General features: G+C 39.3%; 35 protein-coding genes. 30 read left to right on the top strand and 5 right to left on the bottom strand.

Translation table 11 applies throughout. From position 1 onward, the window contains the following. Window positions 1-151 precede the first annotated feature (151 nt). From DBO93_RS16800 to DBO93_RS16790, 3 genes are all read right to left on the bottom strand, one after another. Complete coding sequence (locus DBO93_RS16800) at window positions 152-832, bottom strand: glucosaminidase domain-containing protein (RefSeq protein WP_108457350.1); 681 nt, start codon at window positions 830-832, stop codon at window positions 152-154. A 360-nt stretch (window positions 833-1,192) separates the two neighbouring features. Next, a complete protein-coding gene (locus DBO93_RS16795) occupies window positions 1,193-2,554 on the bottom strand; it encodes a Do family serine endopeptidase (protein ID WP_108457349.1) in 1,362 nt (453 codons plus the stop codon). Window positions 2,555-2,673: 119 nt separating this feature from the next. Further along, window positions 2,674-3,126 carry a DUF1043 family protein gene (locus DBO93_RS16790; RefSeq protein ID WP_108457348.1) on the bottom strand — a complete coding sequence of 151 codons (453 nt, stop codon included), beginning with the start codon at window positions 3,124-3,126 and terminating at the stop codon, window positions 2,674-2,676. A gap of 178 nt (window positions 3,127-3,304) precedes the next feature. Between DBO93_RS16790 and zapE the strand changes: the two genes are divergently transcribed. The 4 genes from zapE to rpsI all read left to right on the top strand — a co-directional run bounded on the left by zapE (window position 3,305) and on the right by rpsI (window position 6,514). Then, entirely contained in the window at window positions 3,305-4,420 is a 1,116-nt protein-coding gene (gene zapE / locus DBO93_RS16785; RefSeq protein ID WP_108457347.1) for a cell division protein ZapE, read from the top strand. Window positions 4,421-4,485: 65 nt separating this feature from the next. Next, on the top strand, window positions 4,486-5,457 hold the full coding sequence (locus tag DBO93_RS16780) for a hypothetical protein (RefSeq protein ID WP_108457346.1): 972 nt from the start codon (window positions 4,486-4,488) through the stop codon (window positions 5,455-5,457). A gap of 232 nt (window positions 5,458-5,689) precedes the next feature. Further along, a complete protein-coding gene (gene rplM, locus DBO93_RS16775; protein ID WP_085330301.1) occupies window positions 5,690-6,118 on the top strand; it encodes a 50S ribosomal protein L13 in 429 nt (142 codons plus the stop codon). A 3-nt stretch (window positions 6,119-6,121) separates the two neighbouring features. After that, window positions 6,122-6,514, top strand: coding sequence for a 30S ribosomal protein S9 (rpsI, locus tag DBO93_RS16770; protein ID WP_081179230.1), 393 nt, complete (start codon window positions 6,122-6,124; stop codon window positions 6,512-6,514). A gap of 529 nt (window positions 6,515-7,043) precedes the next feature. Here the strand turns inward: rpsI and DBO93_RS16765 are convergent. Both DBO93_RS16765 and fusA read right to left on the bottom strand, forming a co-directional pair. Continuing rightward, on the bottom strand, window positions 7,044-9,047 hold the full coding sequence (locus tag DBO93_RS16765) for a methyl-accepting chemotaxis protein (protein WP_108457345.1): 2,004 nt from the start codon (window positions 9,045-9,047) through the stop codon (window positions 7,044-7,046). 242 nt (window positions 9,048-9,289) lie between these two features. Then, complete coding sequence (gene fusA, locus DBO93_RS16760) at window positions 9,290-11,389, bottom strand: elongation factor G (RefSeq protein ID WP_108457344.1); 2,100 nt, start codon at window positions 11,387-11,389, stop codon at window positions 9,290-9,292. A 710-nt stretch (window positions 11,390-12,099) separates the two neighbouring features. Here fusA and rpsJ point away from each other — a divergent pair. From rpsJ to rpsD, 26 genes are all read left to right on the top strand, one after another. Further along, complete coding sequence (gene rpsJ, locus DBO93_RS16755; protein ID WP_070375080.1) at window positions 12,100-12,411, top strand: 30S ribosomal protein S10; 312 nt, start codon at window positions 12,100-12,102, stop codon at window positions 12,409-12,411. Between the two features lie 13 nt (window positions 12,412-12,424). Next, window positions 12,425-13,063 carry a 50S ribosomal protein L3 gene (gene rplC / locus DBO93_RS16750; protein ID WP_081151037.1) on the top strand — a complete coding sequence of 213 codons (639 nt, stop codon included), beginning with the start codon at window positions 12,425-12,427 and terminating at the stop codon, window positions 13,061-13,063. Between the two features lie 15 nt (window positions 13,064-13,078). Then, the gene (rplD, locus tag DBO93_RS16745) at window positions 13,079-13,684 is read left to right on the top strand and encodes a 50S ribosomal protein L4 (RefSeq protein ID WP_081151039.1); all 606 of its coding nucleotides are present in this window, start codon (window positions 13,079-13,081) and stop codon (window positions 13,682-13,684) included. Next, entirely contained in the window at window positions 13,681-13,983 is a 303-nt protein-coding gene (rplW, locus tag DBO93_RS16740; RefSeq protein WP_108457343.1) for a 50S ribosomal protein L23, read from the top strand. Before rplD ends, rplW begins: the two co-directional genes overlap by 4 nt. A gap of 12 nt (window positions 13,984-13,995) precedes the next feature. Then, entirely contained in the window at window positions 13,996-14,820 is an 825-nt protein-coding gene (gene rplB, locus DBO93_RS16735; RefSeq protein WP_081151042.1) for a 50S ribosomal protein L2, read from the top strand. A gap of 28 nt (window positions 14,821-14,848) precedes the next feature. Beyond that, complete coding sequence (gene rpsS / locus DBO93_RS16730) at window positions 14,849-15,124, top strand: 30S ribosomal protein S19 (protein ID WP_081151044.1); 276 nt, start codon at window positions 14,849-14,851, stop codon at window positions 15,122-15,124. Window positions 15,125-15,134: 10 nt separating this feature from the next. After that, on the top strand, window positions 15,135-15,467 hold the full coding sequence (rplV, locus tag DBO93_RS16725; RefSeq protein ID WP_081151045.1) for a 50S ribosomal protein L22: 333 nt from the start codon (window positions 15,135-15,137) through the stop codon (window positions 15,465-15,467). An 11-nt stretch (window positions 15,468-15,478) separates the two neighbouring features. Further along, window positions 15,479-16,177: a 30S ribosomal protein S3 gene (rpsC, locus tag DBO93_RS16720; protein WP_081151047.1), complete on the top strand. Its 699-nt coding sequence runs from the start codon at window positions 15,479-15,481 to the stop codon at window positions 16,175-16,177. Between the two features lie 11 nt (window positions 16,178-16,188). Then, on the top strand, window positions 16,189-16,602 hold the full coding sequence (gene rplP / locus DBO93_RS16715; protein ID WP_085301057.1) for a 50S ribosomal protein L16: 414 nt from the start codon (window positions 16,189-16,191) through the stop codon (window positions 16,600-16,602). Beyond that, window positions 16,602-16,793, top strand: a complete 192-nt coding sequence (gene rpmC / locus DBO93_RS16710) for a 50S ribosomal protein L29 (RefSeq protein WP_077287489.1) — start codon at window positions 16,602-16,604, stop codon at window positions 16,791-16,793. The genes rplP and rpmC overlap by 1 nt, the downstream gene beginning before the upstream one ends. Beyond that, window positions 16,793-17,044 (top strand): 30S ribosomal protein S17, encoded by a 252-nt coding sequence (gene rpsQ / locus DBO93_RS16705; protein ID WP_108457342.1) that lies wholly within the window; start codon window positions 16,793-16,795, stop codon window positions 17,042-17,044. Before rpmC ends, rpsQ begins: the two co-directional genes overlap by 1 nt. A 361-nt stretch (window positions 17,045-17,405) precedes the next feature. Further along, entirely contained in the window at window positions 17,406-17,774 is a 369-nt protein-coding gene (gene rplN / locus DBO93_RS16700; RefSeq protein WP_070375069.1) for a 50S ribosomal protein L14, read from the top strand. Between the two features lie 12 nt (window positions 17,775-17,786). Then, window positions 17,787-18,101 carry a 50S ribosomal protein L24 gene (gene rplX, locus DBO93_RS16695; RefSeq protein WP_108457341.1) on the top strand — a complete coding sequence of 105 codons (315 nt, stop codon included), beginning with the start codon at window positions 17,787-17,789 and terminating at the stop codon, window positions 18,099-18,101. Window positions 18,102-18,113: 12 nt separating this feature from the next. After that, window positions 18,114-18,659 carry a 50S ribosomal protein L5 gene (gene rplE / locus DBO93_RS16690; RefSeq protein ID WP_085301061.1) on the top strand — a complete coding sequence of 182 codons (546 nt, stop codon included), beginning with the start codon at window positions 18,114-18,116 and terminating at the stop codon, window positions 18,657-18,659. Window positions 18,660-18,663: 4 nt separating this feature from the next. Continuing rightward, window positions 18,664-18,969 (top strand): 30S ribosomal protein S14, encoded by a 306-nt coding sequence (gene rpsN / locus DBO93_RS16685; protein WP_081151052.1) that lies wholly within the window; start codon window positions 18,664-18,666, stop codon window positions 18,967-18,969. A 13-nt stretch (window positions 18,970-18,982) separates the two neighbouring features. After that, complete coding sequence (rpsH, locus tag DBO93_RS16680; RefSeq protein ID WP_182253916.1) at window positions 18,983-19,378, top strand: 30S ribosomal protein S8; 396 nt, start codon at window positions 18,983-18,985, stop codon at window positions 19,376-19,378. 11 nt (window positions 19,379-19,389) lie between these two features. Then, window positions 19,390-19,923 (top strand): 50S ribosomal protein L6, encoded by a 534-nt coding sequence (gene rplF, locus DBO93_RS16675; RefSeq protein WP_108457340.1) that lies wholly within the window; start codon window positions 19,390-19,392, stop codon window positions 19,921-19,923. Window positions 19,924-19,932: 9 nt separating this feature from the next. Beyond that, window positions 19,933-20,286: a 50S ribosomal protein L18 gene (gene rplR / locus DBO93_RS16670; RefSeq protein WP_108457339.1), complete on the top strand. Its 354-nt coding sequence runs from the start codon at window positions 19,933-19,935 to the stop codon at window positions 20,284-20,286. Between the two features lie 9 nt (window positions 20,287-20,295). Beyond that, window positions 20,296-20,805, top strand: coding sequence for a 30S ribosomal protein S5 (rpsE, locus tag DBO93_RS16665; RefSeq protein ID WP_081151056.1), 510 nt, complete (start codon window positions 20,296-20,298; stop codon window positions 20,803-20,805). A 6-nt stretch (window positions 20,806-20,811) separates the two neighbouring features. Further along, on the top strand, window positions 20,812-20,991 hold the full coding sequence (rpmD, locus tag DBO93_RS16660; protein ID WP_077287469.1) for a 50S ribosomal protein L30: 180 nt from the start codon (window positions 20,812-20,814) through the stop codon (window positions 20,989-20,991). Between the two features lie 2 nt (window positions 20,992-20,993). Beyond that, window positions 20,994-21,428, top strand: coding sequence for a 50S ribosomal protein L15 (rplO, locus tag DBO93_RS16655; RefSeq protein WP_085331336.1), 435 nt, complete (start codon window positions 20,994-20,996; stop codon window positions 21,426-21,428). Window positions 21,429-21,436: 8 nt separating this feature from the next. After that, window positions 21,437-22,762, top strand: coding sequence for a preprotein translocase subunit SecY (gene secY, locus DBO93_RS16650; RefSeq protein ID WP_081179730.1), 1,326 nt, complete (start codon window positions 21,437-21,439; stop codon window positions 22,760-22,762). A 30-nt stretch (window positions 22,763-22,792) separates the two neighbouring features. Beyond that, entirely contained in the window at window positions 22,793-22,906 is a 114-nt protein-coding gene (rpmJ, locus tag DBO93_RS16645; RefSeq protein WP_085301067.1) for a 50S ribosomal protein L36, read from the top strand. A 133-nt stretch (window positions 22,907-23,039) separates the two neighbouring features. Next, the gene (gene rpsM / locus DBO93_RS16640; protein WP_081151060.1) at window positions 23,040-23,396 is read left to right on the top strand and encodes a 30S ribosomal protein S13; all 357 of its coding nucleotides are present in this window, start codon (window positions 23,040-23,042) and stop codon (window positions 23,394-23,396) included. A 13-nt stretch (window positions 23,397-23,409) separates the two neighbouring features. Continuing rightward, window positions 23,410-23,799 carry a 30S ribosomal protein S11 gene (rpsK, locus tag DBO93_RS16635; protein ID WP_076420861.1) on the top strand — a complete coding sequence of 130 codons (390 nt, stop codon included), beginning with the start codon at window positions 23,410-23,412 and terminating at the stop codon, window positions 23,797-23,799. 33 nt (window positions 23,800-23,832) lie between these two features. Then, window positions 23,833-24,453, top strand: coding sequence for a 30S ribosomal protein S4 (gene rpsD / locus DBO93_RS16630; RefSeq protein WP_077287458.1), 621 nt, complete (start codon window positions 23,833-23,835; stop codon window positions 24,451-24,453). Window positions 24,454-24,468: the final 15 nt, after the last annotated feature.

The following is a 24,468-nucleotide window of genomic DNA, read 5'->3' as shown; positions in this document are numbered from 1 at the left end:
CAAATACAGGGCAAACAAGTGCAATTAATTATTATTTAAATGCCAATAGCAATATATTCACGGCTGGGAGTAGGGGGTGAATGTGAAAGGTAAGCGTAGCTTAAACTAAAATGTTATGTGCTTAGGTTAAGCTACGCGATGGTTATTTATATTAATTAAGCTGATTGAATTTATTAAACTTAATTATTGACGTTAATTCATGGCCATATTCAGCACCCTTTTCAGAGTAACGATCTAATTTTTTAACTAAAGCAAATGGGTCATCTGTTTTCATTTTTAATATTCTAAACTCTTTGAACGCATCTCCTCGGGCTATAGTGCGATAGTAATCGCTAACTGATGCTTTTACTGAAGAATATTCTTTAACCCAAATGGTTTTATCCCCACGTTTTTGTAAGGCAGCGATTCTCGGTTCGTCTTCATCAAACGACCATACACCGAAAATATTATAAGCTTCTCTAAAAAAGCGAGATGTCGCCCAAGAACTTTCCATGGCAGCTTGTGCAATGGCAATACTTTTAGGGTGAGGCTTAAGCGCTCTTAAAAGTTCTGCATCACTAGTTGCTTTATATTCCACTTTTAGGTCAGCTATATCATCGGCGTTATCACCTGATTTTAGTGAAGCTGCAACGTCTTTATACTGCACCATAAGTTCATCGTAGACTTCGTCTACCGCGGGTATAATAAGCGCTTTAAAACGGGCCTTTTTTTCTTGTACTGTCATTTTTGGCAGTGTGGTGTCTTTTGCAGTGTAAAAGTAAATGACTGCTGATACTAAAAATATAGAAATAAGTACAACTAAAATTTTTGATTGAAAAGAGGTTAATTTCATATATAGCCTTTCATTAAATTGTAGGTAACAAGATAGCCTATGATAACACATAAGTTAATCTGCTCGATTATTGACAGTTTATGCTTATATGCATACATATCGCTAAAGACTTTAAAGGTAAAATAAGCTTCATTAAATAAGGTTTTTAAATGAGCTTACTGATCTTAAAATATTAGATTTAGTTAGCCGATATCCTGCATGATTTTTTGAACAGACTCGTATCAATAAACTAGTCCAATTGGCAAAGTGCAAACCTTATTTAGGACGAGTCAAACAACTAACATAAAAAAGCCTGTCGATTGACAGGCTTTATCTTGAACTTAACAGTGATGAATAGTCATCAAGTGAACTCAGGTAATATTAACGTATCATTAAAAATAAAGATGAATTGTTCCGTTGAATATTAAGTGCAAAAACACCTTTGTGATCATTTAAGTAGCTGCGTAACTCGCCTATATTGTTAATACGTTGACGGTTAATACCATTGATAATGTCGCCTTTTCGAAGACCCAATGAGGCAGCGGGGCTATTATCAGCTATTTCAGAAACGAGTATGCCATTACTCTTATCATCATTTTCTAGTTCAGCGCCATCAAGCATGCGATGTAAACTTACCGCTTCTATTTTAGCCATTTCAGATTTTTTTAGTGTGACGTTATAGGTTTTCTCTTTGCCATCTTTTCTTATCACGGTAATTTTTATGGTTTTTCCAGCACCAATTGAACCAATTTTACCTCTAAGCTCATTAAAGGTTTTAATCATTTTTCCATTAATTTTAGTAATAACATCACCGGCACGTATACCAGCATCATCAGCCGCTGAGTCTTTTGTTACTTGCTCAACAAATGCACCTTGACTAACATCAAGTTCCATTGCTTTTGCAATTTCACTCGTAACGCTGCGACCAGCAACACCTAAAACACCACGTCTAACTTCGCCAAATTCAATAATTTGATTAACTAGGTTTTGTACCATGTTACTTGGAATGGCAAACCCAATACCTACGTTTCCGCCATTAGGACCTAAGATAGCAGTATTAATGCCAATAAGTTCGCCGCGTAAGTTGATTAAGGCACCACCGGAATTACCGCTATTAATAGCCGCATCGGTTTGAATGAAATCTTCGTAATTCTCAATATTTAGACCACTACGACCTAGTGCACTGACTATTCCTGAAGTTACCGTTTGACCTAAGCCAAAAGGGCTACCAATAGCGACAGCGAAGTCACCAACACGTATCCGATCTGAGTCAGCTATTTTAACCGCAACTAAGTCATCTGCTACTATTTGAAGTAAAGCAATATCGCTTGCTTCGTCTCCACCTATTTTTTTGGCTTCAAGTTGACGGCCATCTTTTAAGGTTATTTGAATTTCGTCGGCATCATTTATTACATGGCTGTTAGTCACTATGTAACCTTTATCAGCATCGAGAATAACTCCCGATCCTAAACCACGAAATTGACGTTCTTTTTGTTGGCCTTGATTTTGGCGAGGGTTGCCGAAGAAAAATTTAAAGGCTTCTGGTACACGTTGCTCAACTTCATGAGTGCCACGTACAGAAATAAGTACAACGCCAGGTGTTACCTGTTCCAACATTGGAGCGAGGCTTGGCATTGTTTGACCATTTACAGATTGAGGCATTGCTGCTTGTAAGGGCAAGCTTGCCATGGCAAGGGTAGTGGAAAGTAAAACAGTATTAATTAAAACTGATAAATTTTTCATATAACAGAAAACTCCTAATTAAATTATTTATAAGCAACAGGATTAATACTTGGCTTTATTCGTAGTATTAATCCTGTTGCTTTCACTCAATAGAAGACATGAAATTAAAACATTGGTTCCTAGCTATTTGTAACACTTTGTTTCTTGTCATCAAACAATCCGCTTGGTGCACCTGAATAATCTAACGGAGCCTCCGATGCGGTTTCATCATTTTTACGCAAGTTTTTGTTATGTCGTAAGTTTACAGTTTGCGCTAATTGCTCTTGAGTTTCTTTAGAGAAAAAAGGCATATTTTCAATATTCTCAGGAGTAACCTGTTGCAACAATTGCGTGCTTTGCGACATTTGAGCCATTGCGACTTGGCAAGTGCTATTCATTTGCTCAAGTAAATTTGTTGAATTTTCAAGATGCTCTGCGACATCTAATTTATATTGTGCTAATTCTGATTCACTTTGACTAGCTTTGGCAGCGAGTTTTTGTGTTTCCTGTGCCGATGAGAAAAGCGTTCTGTTAACAAAAAAACCGACAATTGCGCCAACGATAAATAGTCCAAGACCTAAAACAACATTCATATTTCTTTACCTTCATTGTATTCATGGAAAAAATTAGAGAAAATAACCTTCAATCCAATGTAATATAACGTGCTTCACGCTACTTTCCTAATGAATATATTTACAAACAAATATTTTTCAAGTCTAGTATGTGTAAAGGTTATAAAAATAAAGTTAGTACTTATAAAGTGGCTGTTAAATGATTAAATTATCTCCAATAGGAAAGTATACTCAAGATCTAACTCGCGATGATTTTCATTTTGATGCAGCTCAGGAAAATGCGGTCAAAAATTTACAACGCTTGTATGACGATTTAATTAGTCAGCCATTACCGGTAACTGGCTTTAAAAAAGTCTTAAATAGTTGGAAGCGTGTTGTTGCTAAACCAGAAGTAAAAATCGTAAAAGGTATTTATTTTTGGGGTGGTGTTGGTCGTGGAAAAACCTATCTAGTTGATACATTCTACGACTGCTTACCTTTTAAAAATAAAATGAGAGTTCACTTTCATCGCTTTATGCATCGTGTTCATGAAGAGTTAAAATCATTACAAGGGCAGTCTGATCCATTAAAACTTATAGCTAAACGTTTTGCTGATGAAACATGCATTATTTGTTTTGATGAATTCTTTGTTTCAGATATTACCGATGCGATGATTTTAGGCACTCTGTTTGAAGAATTATTTGCCCACAATGTTACCTTAGTTGCCACGTCAAATATTATTCCCGATGAATTGTATCGCAATGGCTTGCAGCGCGAACGTTTCTTGCCGGCAATAAAACTAATCAATAAATGCTGTGATGTGATCAACGTCGATAGTGGTGTTGATTATCGACTTCGTACTTTAGAGCAAGCTGAATTATTTCATTTTCCTTTAGACCAAAAAGCGGATGATAATTTAATACATTATTTTCAGCAGCTATCGCTTGATGCGGGTCAAAAAAATAAAATCATTACGATTAACAACCGTCCACTGACCACAGTACAGGAATCAGATGGCGTTGTGCATTTTGAATTTTCTACATTATGTGAGTCTGCTCGAAGCCAACGTGATTACATGGAACTAAGTCGCTTGTATCATACGGTTTTATTAGCCAATGTTACTCAGATGGGGGTTGATAATGATGATAGTACGCGCCGATTTATTGCTTTAGTTGATGAGTTTTATGAGCGCCATGTTAAATTAATTATTTCCGCAGAGGTTGCACTAGAGTGCTTATATCTAGAGGGTCGTTTAACCTTCGAGTTCAAGCGCTGCTTAAGCCGACTACAAGAGATGCAGTCACATAGTTATTTAGCTAGCGAGCATTTACCTTAATATTTTTTATGATGGTAAATCTCCGTATGAGTAAACAACAAACAACAATAAAATGAAATTTAAAAATGATTAATAATAAAACAATACTTTTATCCACCGTATTTATTGTGTTTGTATCGATAAGTTTGCCAAATGAGGCTACAGATAATCCATTCAGAAAAGCTTCTGTTATAACAAAAAAATATTTACCTCAAGCTTTTAAAGCTATGTGGCAGAGTGAGTATTTAGTTTGGCGAGCTCAGCTATTCAACTCAGCTTGTAGTCAAAAGCAATTAGGGGTTTCAAACGCGATTAACTCAAGCTTTCCATTATTTAATCAATATATTATTGATCAAGCGATAATGAATGAAGAGCTTTCAGACGACAATGACAAGCTATTATTACAAAACACTAATAAGCTGCATTATCTCACTTTTAGTAAAATTTATGCCTTTGCATACAAAAGACGTTTAGAAGTAATTCAACATTACCACCCAGATATCACCAGCAAATTATGCCAACACGCTGCCACAACATCAAAACAATACCCTGCTGATGAACAGCCAATGTTACCTTGGAAAACTAACCATTTAACTCAACAAAATGTTTGGCGAGCAGATTTATTTTCTATGCGTGTGGTCAATAAGTATTTCACCAGTGCTTTTATTGAGAGACAAGCACCATTTGCTAATATAATTGACGCAGAAATATATGCCAGAATTGCACAAGATGAACAAGAAATAATAGCTTTAACAGAAATTAGTGAGGGCTATCAATATGGCACTTTACTGATGAAAAACATAAATAAGGCGTATAAAAAGGCAACCAATAAACCTTTGACTGACAAATATTGGCGACTCATTTATGCTCAAGATGCAAGCATGTTGGCTAGCCAAGCTTATAAATTAGCAACCACATCAGCTTTGATGCAAATTAAAGCGCTTTATCCTGAGCTGACTTCACGAATTGAAACTCATATGTCTAGTTATATTAAGCTACAGTTGAGCACGTTAGATGAGAATAAAATGCGTTTGAGTACCGCGTATAATGCACCTTAGCGTAATATTAACTCTTATTTAGCGTGGAATGGAAAAAGATTAAAAAATAGGCGTGATCTTTTCAACGTTGTTCTGTATAATCCTGCCTCCCTACGTTACAAAGCTTGTTCTTTTTCCAGAGGACCGGCAACGGACTCGATGCTCGAAGGGGCAATAGCGTAGTCTTTTAACGGATAACTTGAGGTTTTCTTAAGTTATTATTTAAGTAACATTTATATAATTGGGTTTTTTAATGAAAACTTTTGTAGCTAAACCAGAAAGCGTACAACGCGAATGGTTCTTAGTGGACGCCGAAGATAAAACTTTAGGTCGTATCGCTACTGAAATTGCAAGCCGTTTACGCGGTAAGCATAAAGCAGAATATACTCCTCATGTAGATACTGGCGATTACATCGTTGTTATCAATGCTGAGAAAGTAAGAGTAACTGGTAATAAAGCGAAGGGTAAAATTTACTACTCGCATACAGAATTTGTTGGTGGTCTTAAGCAAATTAGCTTTGAAAAGCTAATCGAAAAAGCTCCAGAGCGCGTGATTGAATTCGCAGTTAAGGGTATGTTACCTAAAGGTCCTTTAGGTCGTGAAATGTTCCGTAAACTTAAAGTTTACGCGGGTACTGAACATAAACATACAGCACAACAACCACAACTTTTGGAGCTTTAAGCAATGGCTGATAATCAATATTACGGTACTGGTCGTCGCAAGAGCTCAACGGCTCGTGTGTTCATGAAAGCTGGTAGCGGTGCAATCACAATTAACAAACGTGACATTTCTGTATACTTTGGTCGTGAAACGGCTCGTATGGTTGTTCGTCAACCATTAGACTTAGTTGAAATGTTAGAAAAGTTTGACTTTAACATCACTGTAACTGGTGGTGGTATTTCTGGTCAAGCTGGCGCAATTCGTCACGGTATTACTCGTGCATTAATGGAGTTTGACGAAACTTTACGTAGTGCTCTACGTAATGCTGGTTTCGTTACTCGTGATGCTCGTAAAGTTGAACGTAAGAAAGTTGGTTTACACAAGGCTCGTAAAAAGCCACAATTTTCAAAACGTTAATATTTACGTTATGTATTTCAAAAAACCGGCTTCTGCCGGTTTTTTTATGTTTAAAATTTAGTGAGCGAACCACTTCAGCTACATCATCGACTTTATTCATGTTTATCATCCATTACAATTTAAGTGCTAATAACTGCAGTTTTTGTATTTTAAATTAGACTAATAATTTTATGTAGCTAGTCACAGGTACTAACAATACTTTATTTTAAATAACGAATGGTGTACGTAAATAGAAATAGAACTGTGCAAAATAAATCAGATTAGCAGGCAGGGAACTAGCATGAATTAAGCGGTTCATCTTGGATGAATATACTTAGGTCTAGTTTAGAAAGTACTATTGAGTAGTACTGCTGAGTAGTATTATTAAATAGTTACGTTCATTAAGTATGATTAACGAATGTAATTCAATGAGCTAAAATATAATACAAACAGTTTAACCTTCATAGAAGAGCAGTTTGTCATTTTGGTAAATAAAGGAAGGTTTGCTCAACTAGCTATATTCAATAACTAATTGAGCAGGATAGTTAGGCTAAACGTTAAATTGATTAACTACTTTTGACAGTGAATTTGATTGATCTGATAGATTAGCTAAACTCGTTTGCATGGTTGCAGATACATCGACCGTATCGTCAGTTAAGGCCCTAACATTTTCAATATTTTTGGACACCTCTTCGGCTACGTTTGCTTGTTGTTCTACAGCCTGAGCTATTTCAAAAGTTTGACTTTGGAACTTGCCAATGACCTCTGCAATATCTGCAAGTACCTGCTGTACTTGATGTGTTAGTTGTACGCTGTTTTCTGCTTCTAAACAACTAGACTCCATAACACTTACCGCATTGACCGCAGTGGCTTGTAGTTCTTCAATAATGCGTTCTATATTGGTTGTAGAGTCTTGTGTTCTAGAGGCAAGGGTTCGAACTTCGTCGGCAACTACAGCAAAGCCTCTTCCTTGTTCTCCGGCTCTTGCGGCTTCAATTGCTGCATTCAAGGCGAGTAAGTTTGTTTGTTCAGCAATACTTCTTATAACGGTGACAAAATCCCCGATAGTCTGGGTGCCTGATTTTAATTGTTGCACTACTTGCGATGCGTTATCGACATTATTAGAAAGTTTTTGCATACCAAAGGTTGCCTGATTAACAACATCGGATCCTAAGGCAACTTTTTCTTCAGCGTTTATAACTAACTTTTTCGAATAATTTGTGTTGTTTGCAATATCGATACTGGTTTGAGCGAGTTCAGTTGCCGCTGTAGCTACCAAATCGATTTCGCGCTTTTGTGCCTCGACAATCGTGGTGGTTTCTCTGCCGATTATTTCAGCTGCCTCACTTGATGAAGAAACATCTTTAGTTATAGAAATAGTTTGCCTTACGAGCTGTTGGATTGAATCAACGAAGAGGTTGAACTCATCGACTAGTTGACCTATTTCATCACCTTTCAAAGGTGATATTCTTTGTGTTAAGTCACCATCGCCATCGGCAATGTCTTTCATGGCACTTTTAAGCCTGGTTATACGCTTTACAAAGGGTAAAACGGTTAACCACACTACGATAGCAATCATAATAATAATGGCGATAACTATCATGACAGAAGACCAAAAAGCGGCTTCAACTGGCTGCGATATCAATTGCTCAGGGACTAAAAATCCGAGCTTCCAGTTCATTGAAGGGTAATCACTTTTCACTTGTTTAAAGATAACTTTGTAGCTAGTACCTCGCCAAGTTACTTGTGCAATACCATTTGGGTTATTAGCGAGGGTCGATTCTAGTTTTGAGAAACCTAAGGTATCTTTGAACTGACTATCAACAGTCGACATTGAGGCGCCAGGTTTAAAATCTTCATTAAAGCCAGGGAAGAAAACTAACTTGCCAGTATCGGTAATTAAGAAGGCTTCACCTTCGTTTTTATATTTTATTGGAGCGAGTAAGTCTTGGCCTATGGTGGTAATGAGAATATCCATACCACCAATACCTAATAACTTGCCATTAGGTAAGTAATAAGGGGAAGTAATCGTAGCGGAGACTGAGCCATCGTTATTGTCTACAGCAGGATCCGTTACGTGCATTTTTCCAACTTTTAATCCGTCTGACCACCATGGCCTGCGGTCTGTGAAGTACTTTTCATCATTGTATCTTCCATTTAAATCAAAATATTCATGAGTATTTTCATTACCAAAAAAAACACTCTTAATTGCGCTGTCTTGTTCTGAGAAGTACTTAAAGTACCGTGTAACATCTTGGTACTGTTGATTATCGGTAATATCGGAAAGTCGATCATCGTATGTTGTAAACCAGTCTACGACTAGTGGGTTGGCAAAAATGCTATGGTTTATTTGCCCTTTAGCAACGAAGAAGTCTTTTACTTTTGTAGATTGTAAAGTAACGATATTTTCAATATCAGCGATAAGTTGATTTCTTGTGTTATCGCTGATATTCGATAATAAAAAAAAGGATGTAATGACCAATAAAACAGTAACTGCGCTAGATATAGTAATCACTAATTGGCGCATAATAGAGCGGCTTAAAAAATTGAACATACTAATTAATACCTAATGATTTATTCTTATTATTAAGGGTGTAAAGTGCGATATTGTTGTAACACTAAACTGATTATTAATAGTATCGGTAAAGTTCAGAAAAACATAAGCACTGGCAGAAAACAATATCATGTGTTTTACATAATGGCTATACCATGATAATTGCTAGTTTATTAATTATTAGACAATAAAAAAGGATGCCGAAGCATCCTTTTTATGTAAGCGGTTAAGAAAAAATATTACTATTTCTTTTTAGCAGCCGCTTCACGTTCTTTAACTTCAGCAATTACTGCTTCAGATACGTTATTCGGACAAGGTGAGTAGTGAGAGAATTCCATAGAGAATTGACCACGACCTGATGTCATTGTACGTAAAGATCCGATATAACCAAACATTTCTGAAAGTGGAACGTCAGCCTTAATACGAACACCAGAAACACCAGCGTCTTGACCACCAATCATGCCACGACGACGGTTTAAATCACCAATAACATCACCAACGTGATCATCAGGCGTAAACACATCTACTTTCATGATAGGTTCGATTAACTGAGCACCAGCTTTTGGAATTGACTGACGGAAAGCACCACGAGCAGCAAGTTCAAATGCTACAGCAGATGAATCGACAGCATGGAAACCACCATCGTATAATTCAACTTCAACGTCAAGTACAGGGAAACCAGCAAGAACACCAGTATCCATCATTCCTTTGAAGCCTTTCTCAATCGCTGGGAAGAATTCTTTTGGTACATTACCACCAACAACTTTTGATGAGAATGTAAAACCAGAATTTGGTTCACCTGGACGGATGATATAATCAATTTTACCAAATTGACCAGAACCACCAGACTGTTTCTTATGTGTATAGCTATCATCAATTTCTTGAGTAATAGTTTCACGGTAAGCAACTTGTGGTTTACCAACAGCTAATTCAACACCGTAGGTACGTTTTAGAATATCTACTTTGATATCTAGGTGAAGTTCACCCATACCAGATAAAATTGTTTCACCTGAATCTATATCTGTTTCAACTTGGAATGTTGGATCTTCAGCAACCATTTTACCGATAGCAATACCCATTTTCTCAGTTGAACCTTTATCTTTAGGTGTTACAGAGATAGAGATTACTGGCTTAGGGAACACCATAGCTTCTAGGATGATTGGGTGCTTAGGATCACATAATGTGTGACCTGTCTGAACGTTACTTTTCATACCAACAATAGCGATGATATCACCAGCTTGTGCTGAAGTAAGTTCGTTACGGTCATCGGCTTGCATTTCACACATACGGCCAACACGTTCAGTTTTACCTGTTGCAGCGTTAAGTATGGTATCGCCTTTCTTCAATGTACCTGAATAGATACGTACGAAAGTTAAGGTACCAAAACGGTCATCAGTGATTTTGAATGCTAACGCTTTGAATGTTTCATCTGCAGAAACGATTGCGTACTCACCATTTGGATTACCTTCTTCATCAGTAAGAGGTTGTGGATTAACATCTGTAGGAGACGGTAAGTAATCAACAACGGCATCAAGCAATAATTGCATACCTTTGTTTTTGAATGCAGAACCACAGTACGTTGGGAAGAACATGATTTCACGAGTACCTTTACGGATACAAGCTTTAATTTGCTCATCAGTCGGTGTTAATTCACCTTCTAAGTAATCCATTAGTAAATCTTCATCTGCTTCTAAAGCAGTTTCGATCATTTGCTCACGATACATTGCTGCGTCATCAACCATGTCCGCAGGGATATCTTCGATTGTGTAGTTTTCAGGAAGACCAGTTTCGTCCCAGATGTATGCTTTTTGTGTAAGTACGTCAACAACACCAACGAAATCATCTTCTTCACCGATAGGTAACGTCATAATAAGTGGGTGAGCACCTAGTACTTTTTTAACTTGATCTGTTACACGGTAAAAGTTAGCACCTAAACGGTCTAATTTATTTACGAAGATTAAACGAGATACTTTCGAGTCATTCGCATAACGCCAGTTAGTTTCTGATTGTGGCTCAACACCACCAGAACCACAGAATACACCAACACCGCCATCAAGTACTTTAAGTGAACGATATACTTCAACTGTGAAATCAACGTGACCAGGAGTATCGATAACGTTGAAACGGTGATCTTTCCAGAAACAGCTTACTGCAGCAGACTGTATGGTAATACCGCGCTCAGCTTCTTGTTCCATGAAGTCAGTTGTTGACTCGCCGTCATGAACTTCACCTGTTTTATGGATCTGACCGGTTAATTTAAGGATACGTTCAGTTGTTGTGGTTTTACCAGCATCAACGTGAGCGAAGATACCAATGTTTCTGTATTTAGATAAATCTGCCATTACGTTACTCTATTTATGAAAATGAATTGTTGAAAATTTGCGCGCGAGTATAACATTACTTAACTAAAATCGACATAAAAAATTATTGAAGTTTACTAATTTTTGAAAACAGAAGGTAAAGTTACTATATAAAGCCACTATTATATTGCTATTAAAAAAGGGAACAAAAGGTAAAAGCTATTTGTTCTGCTTATATATAGGCAATTAAATAAGTAATTTAATAATTAATTGATATTAACAATTAATACAGGCACTCACCCCCTTTATTTAAATAGCAAAGTTATTTGGTAGGTAAAGTTAGTAGATAAAAGTTGGGTTAACGCAAGTTAAGCATTGCACTATAAATATACAAGATCTATTAAGGAATAACGCAGGTCAAATTTAAAAGAATGAGCACAAAATTCCATTAGGAGTATTTAAGAACCATAACTTTTTAATACTGTATTTAATACTGTATTTAATACATTTATTAAACAATAACAAATGTATTAAATAAACAGTTGAATTTATCATCAGGCTCTGTATAATTCGCCTCCACGTTGAGCTCGTCTCAATGTGTTTTTTAGCTAACTTATTAACTTTTTAATTTAATAAGTAGCACACAGCAACTCCGATAGGGAGTTGAATGGTAAATATAGCGATACTCCCCCTTTTATATAAAAAGGTGATGGGCAGTATTTTGTTGTTCTTTAAAATGGGGATTTGTCTTAATGTCAAATCAAAGAATTCGCATTCGTTTGAAAGCGTTCGATCATCGTTTGATTGATCAATCAACAGCTGAAATCGTTGATACTGCTAAACGTACTGGCGCACAGGTTCGTGGTCCAATTCCACTTCCTACACGCAAAGAACGTTTCACTATCTTGACTTCACCACACGTTAACAAAGATGCACGTGATCAGTACGAAATTCGTACTCACAAACGCATGATTGATATCGTAGAACCAACTGAAAAGACTGTAGACGCATTAATGCGTTTAGATCTTGCAGCTGGTGTTGACGTTCAAATCAGCTTGGGTTAATAGGAGTTTTAACATGACTATAGGTCTAGTTGGACGTAAAGTGGGTATGACTCGCATCTTCTCTGAAGATGGCGTATCTACTCCTGTAACCGTCCTAGAAGTTGAAGCGAACCGTGTTGCTCAGGTTAAAACTGTTGACAACGATGGTTATTCAGCGCTTCAAGTTACTACGGGAAGCAAAAAAGCTAACCGTGTTAACAAACCAACAGCTGGTCATTTTGCAAAAGCTGGTATCGAAGCAGGTCGTGGCCTGTGGGAATTCCGCTTAAATGCAAATGAAGGCGAAGGTCTTGTAACTGGCAGTGAAATCACTGTTGAGTTATTTAACGACACGAAATTAGTAGATGTAACTGGCACCTCAAAAGGTAAAGGTTTCCAAGGTGGTATTAAGCGTTGGAATTTTTCAATGCAAGATGCAACTCATGGTAACTCACTATCTCACCGTTCAAACGGTTCGATAGGTATGTGTCAAACACCAGGTCGTGTTTTCAAAGGCAAAAAAATGTCTGGTCACATGGGTGCTGCGAAAGTAACTACGCAAAACCTTGAATTGGTTCGTGTTGATGCAGAACGTAACTTGCTCCTTATTAAAGGTGCGGTTCCGGGTGCAATCAACGGTAGCGTAATCATCAAACCAGCTGTTAAAGCCTAGTCCAGGAGATTTGTGATGGAATTAGCATTAAAAGACGCTTCAGGCGCTCTTGAAGTTTCTGAAACAACTTTTGGACTTGAGTTTAATGAAGCTCTTGTACACCAAGTAGTAGTTGCTTACGCAGCTGGTGCTCGTGCTGGTACTCGTGCTCAAAAGACTCGTTCAGAAGTTAGTGGCGGTGGCGCAAAACCATGGCGTCAAAAAGGTACTGGCCGTGCACGTGCTGGTACTAGTCGTGGTCCAATCTGGCGTACAGGTGGCGTAACATTCGCTGCTAAGCCACAGGATCACAGCCAAAAAGTTAACCGTAAAATGTACCGTGGTGCGATTAAAAGCATCCTTTCTGAGTTAGTTCGTCAAGAACGCTTAGTTGTGGTAGAAAATTTTGCAGTTGAAACACCAAAAACTAAAGAATTAGTAGCTAAACTAAACGCTTTGGAGTTAAAAGACGTATTAATCGTTACTCCAGAAGTTGATGAGAACTTGTTCTTATCTGCACGCAACTTATATAAAGTTGACGTTCGTGATGTAGACGGTATTGACCCAGTTAGTTTAGTTGGTTTCGAAAAAGTTTTGATGACTGCATCTGCAGTTAAGCAACTTGAGGAGATGTTAGGATGATAAACGAAGAACGTTTACTGAAAGTGCTTTTAGCACCAAACATTTCTGAGAAAAGCACAATGGCCGCTGAAGCAAACAACACTGTTGTTTTCAAAGTTGTTACTACTGCTACTAAAGCTGAAATCAAAGCTGCTGTTGAGAAACTTTTCGAAGTTTCAGTTGATGGTGTTCGCACATTAAATGTTAAAGGTAAAGTTAAACGTACTGGTGCTCGTACTGGTCGCAGAAGCGATTGGAAAAAAGCATACGTTACACTTGCTGAAGGCAGCGACATCGACTTCGTCGGCGCGGAATCATAGGAGTTTACGAAAATGGCTATAGTTAAATGTAAACCTACTTCTCCGGGTCGTCGCCACGTTGTTAAAGTGGTAAACACGGAGTTGCATAAAGGTAAGCCTTACGCACCATTATTAGACACTAAGTCTAAGTCTGGTGGTCGTAACAATAATGGTCGTATTACTGTTCGTCACATTGGTGGTGGACATAAGCAACATTACCGTATTGTCGACTTTAAGCGTAATAAAGATGGTATCCCTGCAAAAGTAGAACGTTTGGAATATGATCCAAACCGTAGTGCTAACATTGCACTAGTACTTTACGCAGATGGTGAACGTCGTTACATCTTAGCCCCTAAAGGCTTAAAAGCTGGAGATTCAATCCAGTCTGGTGTAGATGCTCCTATTAAAGCGGGTAACACTTTACCACTACGCAACACACCATTAGGTAGTGTTGTTCACGCAATCGAACTTAAACCAGGTAAAGGTGCACAAATTGCACGTGCTGCTGGTACTTATGCTCAGTTAGTAGCGAAAGACGGTGCTTATGTCACTTTACGTCTTCGTTCTGGCGAAATGCGTAAAATTGAGTCAGATTGTCGTGCTACTTTAGGTGAAATCGGCAACGCTGAACACATGCTTCGCTCTCTGGGTAAAGCTGGTGCTTCACGCTGGCGTGGTGTTCGCCCAACTGTTCGTGGTGTTGCCATGAACCCAGTTGATCACCCACACGGTGGTGGTGAAGGTAAAACATCAGGCGGTCGTCATCCGGTATCACCTTGGGGTGTACCAACTAAGGGTTACAAGACTCGTTCTAACAAGCGTACCGATAAATTTATCGTACGTCGTCGTACTAAATAATAGTACTTATAAATAAAGAGGAATCACCATGCCACGTTCTCTCAAGAAAGGTCCATTTATAGACCTACACTTGTTGACGAAGGTAGAGACAGCGGTGGAAAGCGGGAATAAAAAGCCAATTAAGACTTGGTCCCGTCGTTCAATGATCATCCCTACGATGATCGGATTGACCATTGCCGTCCATAATGGCCGTCAACACGTACCTGTATTTGTAACTGATGAAATGATCGGTCATAAATTAGGTGAATTTGCACCAACTCGTACTTACCGTGGCCATGTCGCGGATAAGAAAGCGAAGAGATAGGGGAAATAAGATGGAAGCTATTGCTACACATAAATTTGCCCGTGGCTCTGCACAAAAAGCACGTTTAGTTGTGGATCAAATCCGCGGCTTGCATGTTGAAAAAGCACTTGAAATCTTAACATTTAGCAATAAATCTGCTGCTGTTTTGGTTAAAAAAGTACTTGATTCAGCTATTGCTAATGCAGAACACAATGAAGGTGCAGACATTGATGAGCTTATCGTTAAAACTATTATGGTTGACGATGGCCCAACAATGAAACGTATTAAGCCTCGTGCGAAAGGTCGCGCGGATAGAATCCTTAAGCGTACAAGTCACATCACTGTGATTGTATCTGATAACTAGGAGATATTAGAATGGGTCAAAAAGTCCATCCAAATGGTATTCGCTTAGGTATCACGAAACCTTTCGCGTCTACTTGGTTTGCAAGTAACAAAGATTTCGCAGCTAATTTACACGGTGACCATTTGGTTCGTGAATATTTAACTGAAAAGCTTAAGCGTGCTTCATTATCAAAAATTGTAATTGAACGTCCAGCTAAATCTATCCGCGTTACTATTCACACGGCTCGTCCGGGTGTTGTAATCGGTAAGAAAGGCGAAGATGTTGAGAAATTACGTTTAGCAGTTTCTAAAATTGCTGGTGTTCCTGCTCAAATCAACATAGCTGAAGTACGTAAGCCAGAAATGGATTCGCAGCTTGTTGCAGACAGTATTGCTAGTCAATTAGAACGTCGCGTAATGTTCCGTCGTGCGATGAAACGTGCTGTACAAAATGCTATGCGTCTAGGCGCAAAAGGCATTAAAGTACAAGTAAGTGGTCGTTTAGGCGGTGCAGATATTGCACGTGCTGAATGGTATCGTGAAGGTCGTGTTCCATTACACACTTTACGTGCTGACATTGATTACTCAATTGCCCGCGCTGATACCACTTATGGTGTTATCGGTATCAAAGTTTGGATCTTTAAAGGTGAAGTAATTGGCAACATGCCATTACAAGCTGAGCAACCAGCAGCTAAGCCTAAAAGAAAACCTAACCGTAAGACCAGTAAGTAGAGGAATAAGTAATGTTACAACCAAAACGTACTAAATTCCGTAAGCAATTTAAACTGCGTAACCGTGGTCTTGCACACACTGGTAGCTCAGTTAGCTTCGGTACTTTCGGGTTAAAATCAATGGAACGTGGTCGTATGACTGCGCGTCAAATTGAAGCGGCTCGTCGAGCAATGACTCGTCACGTGAAGCGTCAAGGTAAAATCTGGATCCGTGTGTTCCCTGATAAGCCAATTACCAAAAAACCTCTTGAGGTTCGTATGGGTAAAGGTAAAGGTTCAGTGGAATATTGGGTATGCCAAATTCTACCTGGTCGTGTTCTTTATGAAATGGAAGGTGTTTCGGAAGAGTTAGCGCGTGAAGCATTTGCTTTAGCCGCAGCTAAACTTCCTTTCAAAACAACTTTCGTAACTAGAACGGTGATGTAATGAAAGCAAGCGAATTGAAAGAAAAAAGCATTGAAGAGCTAAACGCTGAATTGCTTGAATTGCTACGCGAACAGTTTAACTATCGCATGCAAGCAAGCACAGGCCAATTAGCACAAACTCATTTGCTAAGAACTGTACGCCGTAATATCGCGCGTGTTAAGACTATCATAACTGAGAAGGCTGGTAAGTAATGAGCGAAGCAAAAATTCGTACACTACAAGGTCGTGTCGTCAGTGACAAAATGGATAAGTCTATCACTGTCCTGATCGAACGACGTGTTAAACACCCAATGTACGGTAAGTACATGACGCGTTCAACTAAGTTGAAAGCGCATGATGAAACTAACCAATGTGCAGCTGGTGATTTAGTATCTATTCGTGAATGTGCTCCAATTTCTAAGTCAAAAGCTTGGACATTGGTAAGCGTATTAGAAAAAGCTTAATCGCTTGATCTAATTCACAATTAGAACTTATAAAAAGGCTCTGCTTCGGCAGGGCCTTTTTTATTTGTACAAAACTAAAATATTATTTGATTAGAAATAAGGCAGTTCTGCCTGTAAATATTTAACGAGGTAACGTTGATGAGAATAAAGTTTATTCCAACAACAACAGTATTAGCCTTGTTTGTATCGCGGTTGGATAGCAAAGTGGTTATTTTTTAGCTAAATAATGTATCACTTTTAAATAACTGGTGTTATAATCTCGCGCCCGCTCGTTGTGAGTGGGATTTAGAAGGCAGTGACGGGTCAAATTTCTGGCCTTGAATTTAATCTTTTATAAGATAATTTAGCGGAGACATATTAAATGATCCAAATGCAATCACAATTGAACGTAGCTGATAACAGCGGCGCTCGACGTGTACAATGTATAAAGGTTCTTGGTGGTTCGCACCGTCGCTACGCACGCATTGGTGACATCATTAAAATTGCAGTGAAGGAATCAAATCCTCGCGGCAAAGTTAAAAAAGGTGATGTTCTTACTGCAGTAGTGGTGCGCACTAAGAAAGGTGTTCGTCGTTCAGATGGTTCAACCATCCGTTTTGACGAAAATGCGGCTGTAATGTTAAATGCTAACTTACAACCAATTGGTACTCGTATTTTCGGTCCTGTGACTCGTGAACTTCGTAATGAAAAATTCATGAAAATTGTTTCACTTGCACCAGAAGTACTATAAGGAGTCACGATAATGGCATCTAAGATTCGTCGTGATGATGAAGTAATCGTACTTGCAGGAAAAGACAAGGGCAAAACTGGTAAAGTGACCAAAGTTCTTGTTGAAGAAAGCAAAGTATTTGTTGAAGGTATCAACTTAATCAAGAAACACACCAAGCCTGTACCTCAGTTACAGCAGCCTGGTGGGATTGTTGAAAAAGAAGCACCTTTAAATGTATCCAACGTTGCGATTGTTAACCCAGCTACTGGCAAAGCAGATCGTGTTGGTTTTAGAGATGAAGACGGCAAAAAAGCTCGTTTTTTCAAATCTAATAACGAATTAATTTAATTGGAGTAAACGATGGCGAAACTGCATGATTTTTACAAAGATACAATTGTAAGCGAACTTCAGAAGAAGTTTGAGTACAAAAGTGTCATGCAAGTCCCTCGGATTGAAAAGATCACCCTTAACATGGGTGTTGGCGAAGCGATTGCTGATAAAAAAGTATTAGAGCACGCCACAAATGATCTTACTGCAATCTCAGGTCAAAAACCTGTCACGACAGTAGCACGCAAATCAGTTGCGGGCTTTAAAATTCGTGAAGGCTACCCTATTGGCACAAAAGTAACTCTACGTGGCGAACGTATGTGGGAATTTTTAGAGCGTTTAATCTCTATTTCTATTCCTCGTATCCGTGATTTCCGTGGCTTGAATCCTAAGTCATTCGATGGTCGTGGTAACTACAGCATGGGCGTACGTGAGCAAATCATTTTCCCTGAAATCGAATACGATAAAATCGATAAGATTCGCGGAATGGATATCACTATCACTACAAGTGCGAAGAATAACGAAGAAGGTCATGCATTATTGACTGCCTTCAACTTCCCATTTAAGAAGAAGGTGTAGAGTTATGGCTAAAACGTCAATGAAAGCTCGTGAAGCTAAAAGAACCAAGTTAGTTGCACAATATGCTGAAAAGCGTAGTGCACTAAAAGCTATCATCTCTGGTGTTGATTCTTCTGAAGAAGAACGCTGGGATGCAGTATTGAAACTTCAAAGTTTACCTCGTGATTCGAGCAGTAGTCGTCAACGTAACCGTTGTAACATTACTGGCCGTCCACATGGTTTCTTACGTAAATTCGGTTTAAGCCGTATTAAATTACGTGAAACTATGATGCGCGGTGAAGTTCCAGGTCTTAAGAAAGCTAGTTGGTAATTCACGGGAGTAAATGGTTATGATGACTGATCCTATCGCGGACATGTTTACACGCATCCGCAACGGTCAATCTGCAGCAAAGACTGCAGTTACAATGCCATCTTCTAAGGTAAAAGTTGCACTTGCCAACTTGCTTAAAGAAGAAGGTTACATTTCAGATTTTTCAGTTACTGGCGAAGCAAAGCCTGAGTTAACTGTAGAATTGAAATATTTTGAAGGTAAAGAAGTAATTGAAGTGATCAAACGTGTTTCACGTCCAGGTCTTCGCGTATACAAAGGTGCTCAAGAGCTTCCTAAAGTATTAGCAGGCATGGGTATCGCTATTATTTCTACTTCTAAAGGTCTAATGACTGATCGCGCCGCTCGCAATGCGGGTCTTGGCGGTGAAGTTCTTGGTTTCGTAGAGTAAAGGAGCAGAATATGTCTCGTGTCGCAAAAGCACATGTCGCAATCCCTGCAGGCGTTACTATTACGTTATCAGGTCAAGACATTAAAGTTAAAGGTCCAATGGGTGAATTATCTCACACGATCCATGGTGCTGTTGTTGTTTCTCAAGAAGAAAACAACATTATCACTAATATCGTTGCTGATGTTAAAGGCGCTTGGGCTCAAGCCGGTACAGTACGCTCTTTAATCAATAATATGGTTGAAGGTGTAAGTAAAGGTTTTGAAAAGAAATTATTGTTAAACGGTGTTGGTTACCGTGCTAAAGCTGCGGGTAAGAACTTAAACTTATCTTTAGGCTTTTCACATCCGGTTGACCACGCAATTCCTGATGGAATTACTGTTGAAACTCCTAGCCAAACTGAAATCATACTGAAAGGTGCTGATAAACAGTTGGTCGGTCAAACTGCAGCGAACATTCGCGCATACCGTAAACCTGAGCCTTATAAAGGTAAAGGGATTCGTTATAGCGATGAGAATGTACGTCGTAAAGAAGCTAAGAAGAAGTAGGGTAATACTATGGATAAGAAAACATCTCGTTTGCGCAGAGCTAAACGCTCTCGTGCAAAAATTAGCGAGTTGGGTGCGAATCGTTTAGTTGTATTCCGTACTCCTCGTCATATTTACGCGCAATTGATTGCACCAACAGGTTCTGAAGTAATCGCGTCAGCGTCTACTTTAGACAAAGAAGTTAGTGCTCAGTTAGAAAAAACAGGTAACGTTGAAGCAGCTACGGCTGTAGGTAAGGCAATTGCAGAACGTGCAGTAGCTAAAGGCATCACTAGTGTTGCTTTTGACCGTTCAGGTTTCCGTTACCATGGTCGCGTGAAAGCGTTAGCAGATGCAGCTCGCGAAGCTGGTCTTCAGTTTTAGGGGTTGATAATGGCTAATCATAATCAAGAAAACTCACAACAAAGTGATATGGCTGAAAAGCTAATCGCAGTTAACCGCGTTTCAAAAGTGGTTAAAGGTGGTCGTATTTTCAGTTTCACAGCACTAACCGTAGTTGGTGATGGCGCTGGTCGCGTTGGTTTTGGTTACGGTAAAGCACGTGAAGTGCCTGCTGCAATCCAAAAAGCAATGGAAAAAGCACGTCGTAACTTAGTAACCGTTGATTTGAAGGGTACTACTCTTCAGCATGTCGTTATCGGCAAGCACTCTGGTTCAAAAGTTTACATGCAACCAGCTTCTGAAGGTACAGGTATAATCGCCGGTGGCGCTATGCGTGCAGTACTTGAAGTTGCAGGCGTACAGAACGTATTGTCTAAGGCATACGGTTCTACTAACCCAATAAACGTAGTTCGCGCTACTGTTTCTGCTCTTGCGAATATGCATTCGCCTGAAGCTGTTGCAGCAAAACGTGGCAAAAGCGTTTCAGATATTCTGGGGTAATTGAGCATGGCTAAAACAGTTAGAATAACTCAGTTAAAAAGTTCTATCGGTCGTTTACCGAAGCATAGAGCTACATTAAAGGGTCTTGGTTTACGTCGTATCCGTCATACAGTAGAGTTAGAAGATACTCCATCTGTACGCGGTATGATTAATCAAGTATCTTATATGATTAAGGTGGAGGATTAATAATGCATTTAAATACTTTATCTCCTGCACCAGGTGCTAAGAAAGCCAAGAAACGCTGTGGGCGTGGTATTGGTTCTGGCATAGGTAAAACAGGCGGTCGTGGTCACAAAGGTCAGAAATCTCGTTCTGGCGGTAGTGTACGTCCTGGTTTCGAAGGTGGTCAAATGCCATTGAAACAACGTTTACCTAAGTTTGGTTTCACGTCACGTAAATCTTTGGTTCGCGCTGAAGTACGTTTACATGAACTAAACAACATCACAGGTGATGTTGTCGATATCTTTGCCCTTAAAGATGCTAACTTAATCACACGTAATATTGTTGCAGTGAAAATCATGCTTTCTGGTGAAATCACTCGTCCAATTACTGTACGTGGTTTAGGTGTTACTAAAGGCGCTCGTGCAGCTATTGAAGCTGCAGGCGGAAAAATCGAGGAATAGTACAGGTTATGGCTACACCAGGAATTGATAATAAAGCAAAAGGCGGATTGTCTGAGCTTAAACAAAGATTGTGGTTTGTATTCGGTGCACTTATCGTGCTTCGTTTGGGAACATTTGTGCCAATCCCTGGTATTGACGCCGCTGTATTAGCTCAGTTGTTCGAACAACAAAAGGGCACCATTGTAGAAATGTTTAACATGTTCTCCGGTGGTGCACTTGAGCGAGCCTCTGTATTGGCACTAGGTATTATGCCGTACATCTCAGCTTCTATCATTATGCAATTGCTTACGGTTATGCACCCGGCAATGGCAGAATTGAAAAAAGAAGGTGAAGCTGGACGACGTAAGATCAGTCAATACACCCGCTACGGCACTTTAGTTCTAGCGACTGTACAATCAATTGCAATAGCAAGAAGTTTACCGGGGATGATGCCAGGTCTAGTAATGGACGCAGGTTTCGGATTCTACTTTGCTGCGGTAGTAAGTTTGGTTACTGGTACCATGTTTTTAATGTGGTTAGGTGAGCAAATTACGGAACGCGGTATTGGTAACGGTATATCTATCTTGATATTCGCAGGTATAGTTGCTGGTATGCCGTCAGCTGTTGGTCAAACAGCAGAGGCGGCGCGTCAAGGTGAATTGCACTTATTGGTATTATTGCTAATTGGCGTAATTATATTTGCTACGACTTTCTTTGTAGTATTTGTGGAACGTGGTCAACGACGTATCGTTGTTAACTACGCTAAACGTCAGCAAGGCCGTAAGGTTTTCGCTGCCCAAAGCACGCATTTACCACTTAAAGTCAATATGGCAGGTGTTATTCCACCAATTTTCGCCTCAAGTATTATCTTGTTTCCAGGCACGCTTGCGAGCTGGTTTGGTCAAGGTGAAGGTATGGTTGCTGATTTCCTACAAGAAGTATCAATTGCTATTTCTCCAGGACAGCCGCTATATGTAATGTTACTTGCAGCAGCGATAATATTCTTCTGTTTCTTTTACACGGCTCTTGTATTCAATCCGCGTGAAACAGCAGATAACCTGAAAAAATCCGGTGCGTTTATTCCTGGGATCCGTCCTGGTGAGCAAACGTCAAAATATATAGATAAAGTAATGACTCGTTTAACCTTAGCTGGTGCGATGTATATAACCTTTATCTGTTTGGTACCTCAGTTTATTATTATGGCATGGGACGTTAATTTTTACTTTGGCGGCACATCACTACTTATTATTGTAGTTGTAATAATGGACTTTATGGCACAAGTACAAACGCATTTGATGTCTCATCAATATGACAATGTACTTAAGAAAGCAAACCTTAAGGGCTACGGTCGTTAGACTGGGCCTTTAGGCAACGGAGTATATAAAATGAAAGTACGTGCATCCGTAAAAAAGATTTGTCGTAATTGTAAAGTTGTTAAACGTGCTGGTGTAATTCGTGTAATCTGCGAAGAGCCAAAGCACAAGCAACGTCAAGGCTAAATCTTTAAGCAGTAGCATTATGCAGATAAGTCTGTATAATGCCGCTTCGATTTGCAAAGAAATGCGGCTGGTTGAGTATCCTAACGGGCTTTTCAACTGGCAAATTTTAAATTAAAAATAGGAGATGTGTTTAGTGGCCCGTATCGCTGGCATTAACATCCCTGATCGTAAGCATGCAGTAATCGCCATTACTGCGATCTTCGGTATCGGAGCAACACGTGCGAAAGCAATTTGTGTTGCAACTGGTATTGCAGAGTCAACTAAGATCAGTGAATTGGACGAAGCTCAAATTGATTTGCTTCGTGCAGAAGTGGATAAATACACCGTAGAAGGTGATTTACGCCGTGAAGTTTCAATGAACATTAAACGTCTTATGGATTTAGGTTGTTACCGTGGTATTCGCCACCGTCGCAGTCTTCCTCTACGTGGTCAACGCACTAAAACTAATGCGCGCACCCGTAAAGGTCCTCGTAAGCCAATTAAGAAGTAAGAGGAACTAGACAATGGCTAAAACACCTGTACGTACGCGTAAACGCGTAAAAAAACAAGTTGCTGACGGCATGGCTCATATCCATGCATCTTTCAACAACACAATCGTAACTCTTACTGATCGTCAAGGTAACGCCTTATCATGGGCGACTGCTGGTGGTTCAGGTTTCCGTGGTTCACGTAAATCTACTCCATTTGCTGCGCAAGTAGCTGCAGATCGTGCTGGTAAAGCAGCACAAGAGTTTGGCTTGAAGAATATTGAAGTGTTCGTTAAAGGTCCGGGTCCAGGTCGTGAATCTGCTATCCGTGCTTTAAATGCTGCTGGTTTTAAAATCACCAACATTACTGACGTTACACCTATTCCTCATAATGGTTGTCGTCCTCCTAAGAAACGTCGCGTTTAATCGTACTTTTTTTAGGATAGTTGGAGAAAGAAAATGGCTAGATATTTAGGTCCTAAGTTAAAGCTTAGTCGCCGCGAAGGTACAGATTTGTTCCTTAAAAGCGGTGTTAGAGCAATTGACACTAAATGTAAAATCGAAACAATACCAGGTCAACATGGCGCCCGTCGCGGTCGTTTATCTGACTACGGTATTCAACTTCGTGAAAAACAAAAAGTTCGTCGTATATATGGCGTACTAGAAAAACAATTCCGCAACTACTATAAAGAAGCGGCTCGTCTAAAAGGCAATACAGGTGAAAACTTGTTGCAACTTTTAGAGAAACGTCTTGATAACGTAGTATACCGTATGGGCTATGCAAGCACTCGTGCTGAAGCTCGTCAACTAGTTAGCCACAAAGCTATCGTAGTTAACGGTGTTGTTGTTAATATTCCATCTTTCACTGTTAAAGCCGAAGATGTAGTTTCTGTACGTGAAAAGTCTAAAACTCAAGCGCGTATCATCGCAGCTTTAGAATTAGCTGAGCAACGTGAGAAGCCAGTTTGGGTTGAAGTAGATAACAAGAAACTTGAAGGTGTTTTCAAACGCGTTCCTGATCGTTCTGACTTGTCTGCCGAAATTAATGAACAGTTGATTGTTGAACTTTACTCTAAGTAAAGTTGCACTTTAAGA

The sequence above is a fragment of the Colwellia sp. Arc7-D genome (genome assembly GCF_003061515.1).
Taxonomy (GTDB): Bacteria; Pseudomonadota; Gammaproteobacteria; order Enterobacterales; family Alteromonadaceae; genus Cognaticolwellia.
This window is presented reverse-complemented; position numbering and strand designations above follow the sequence as displayed.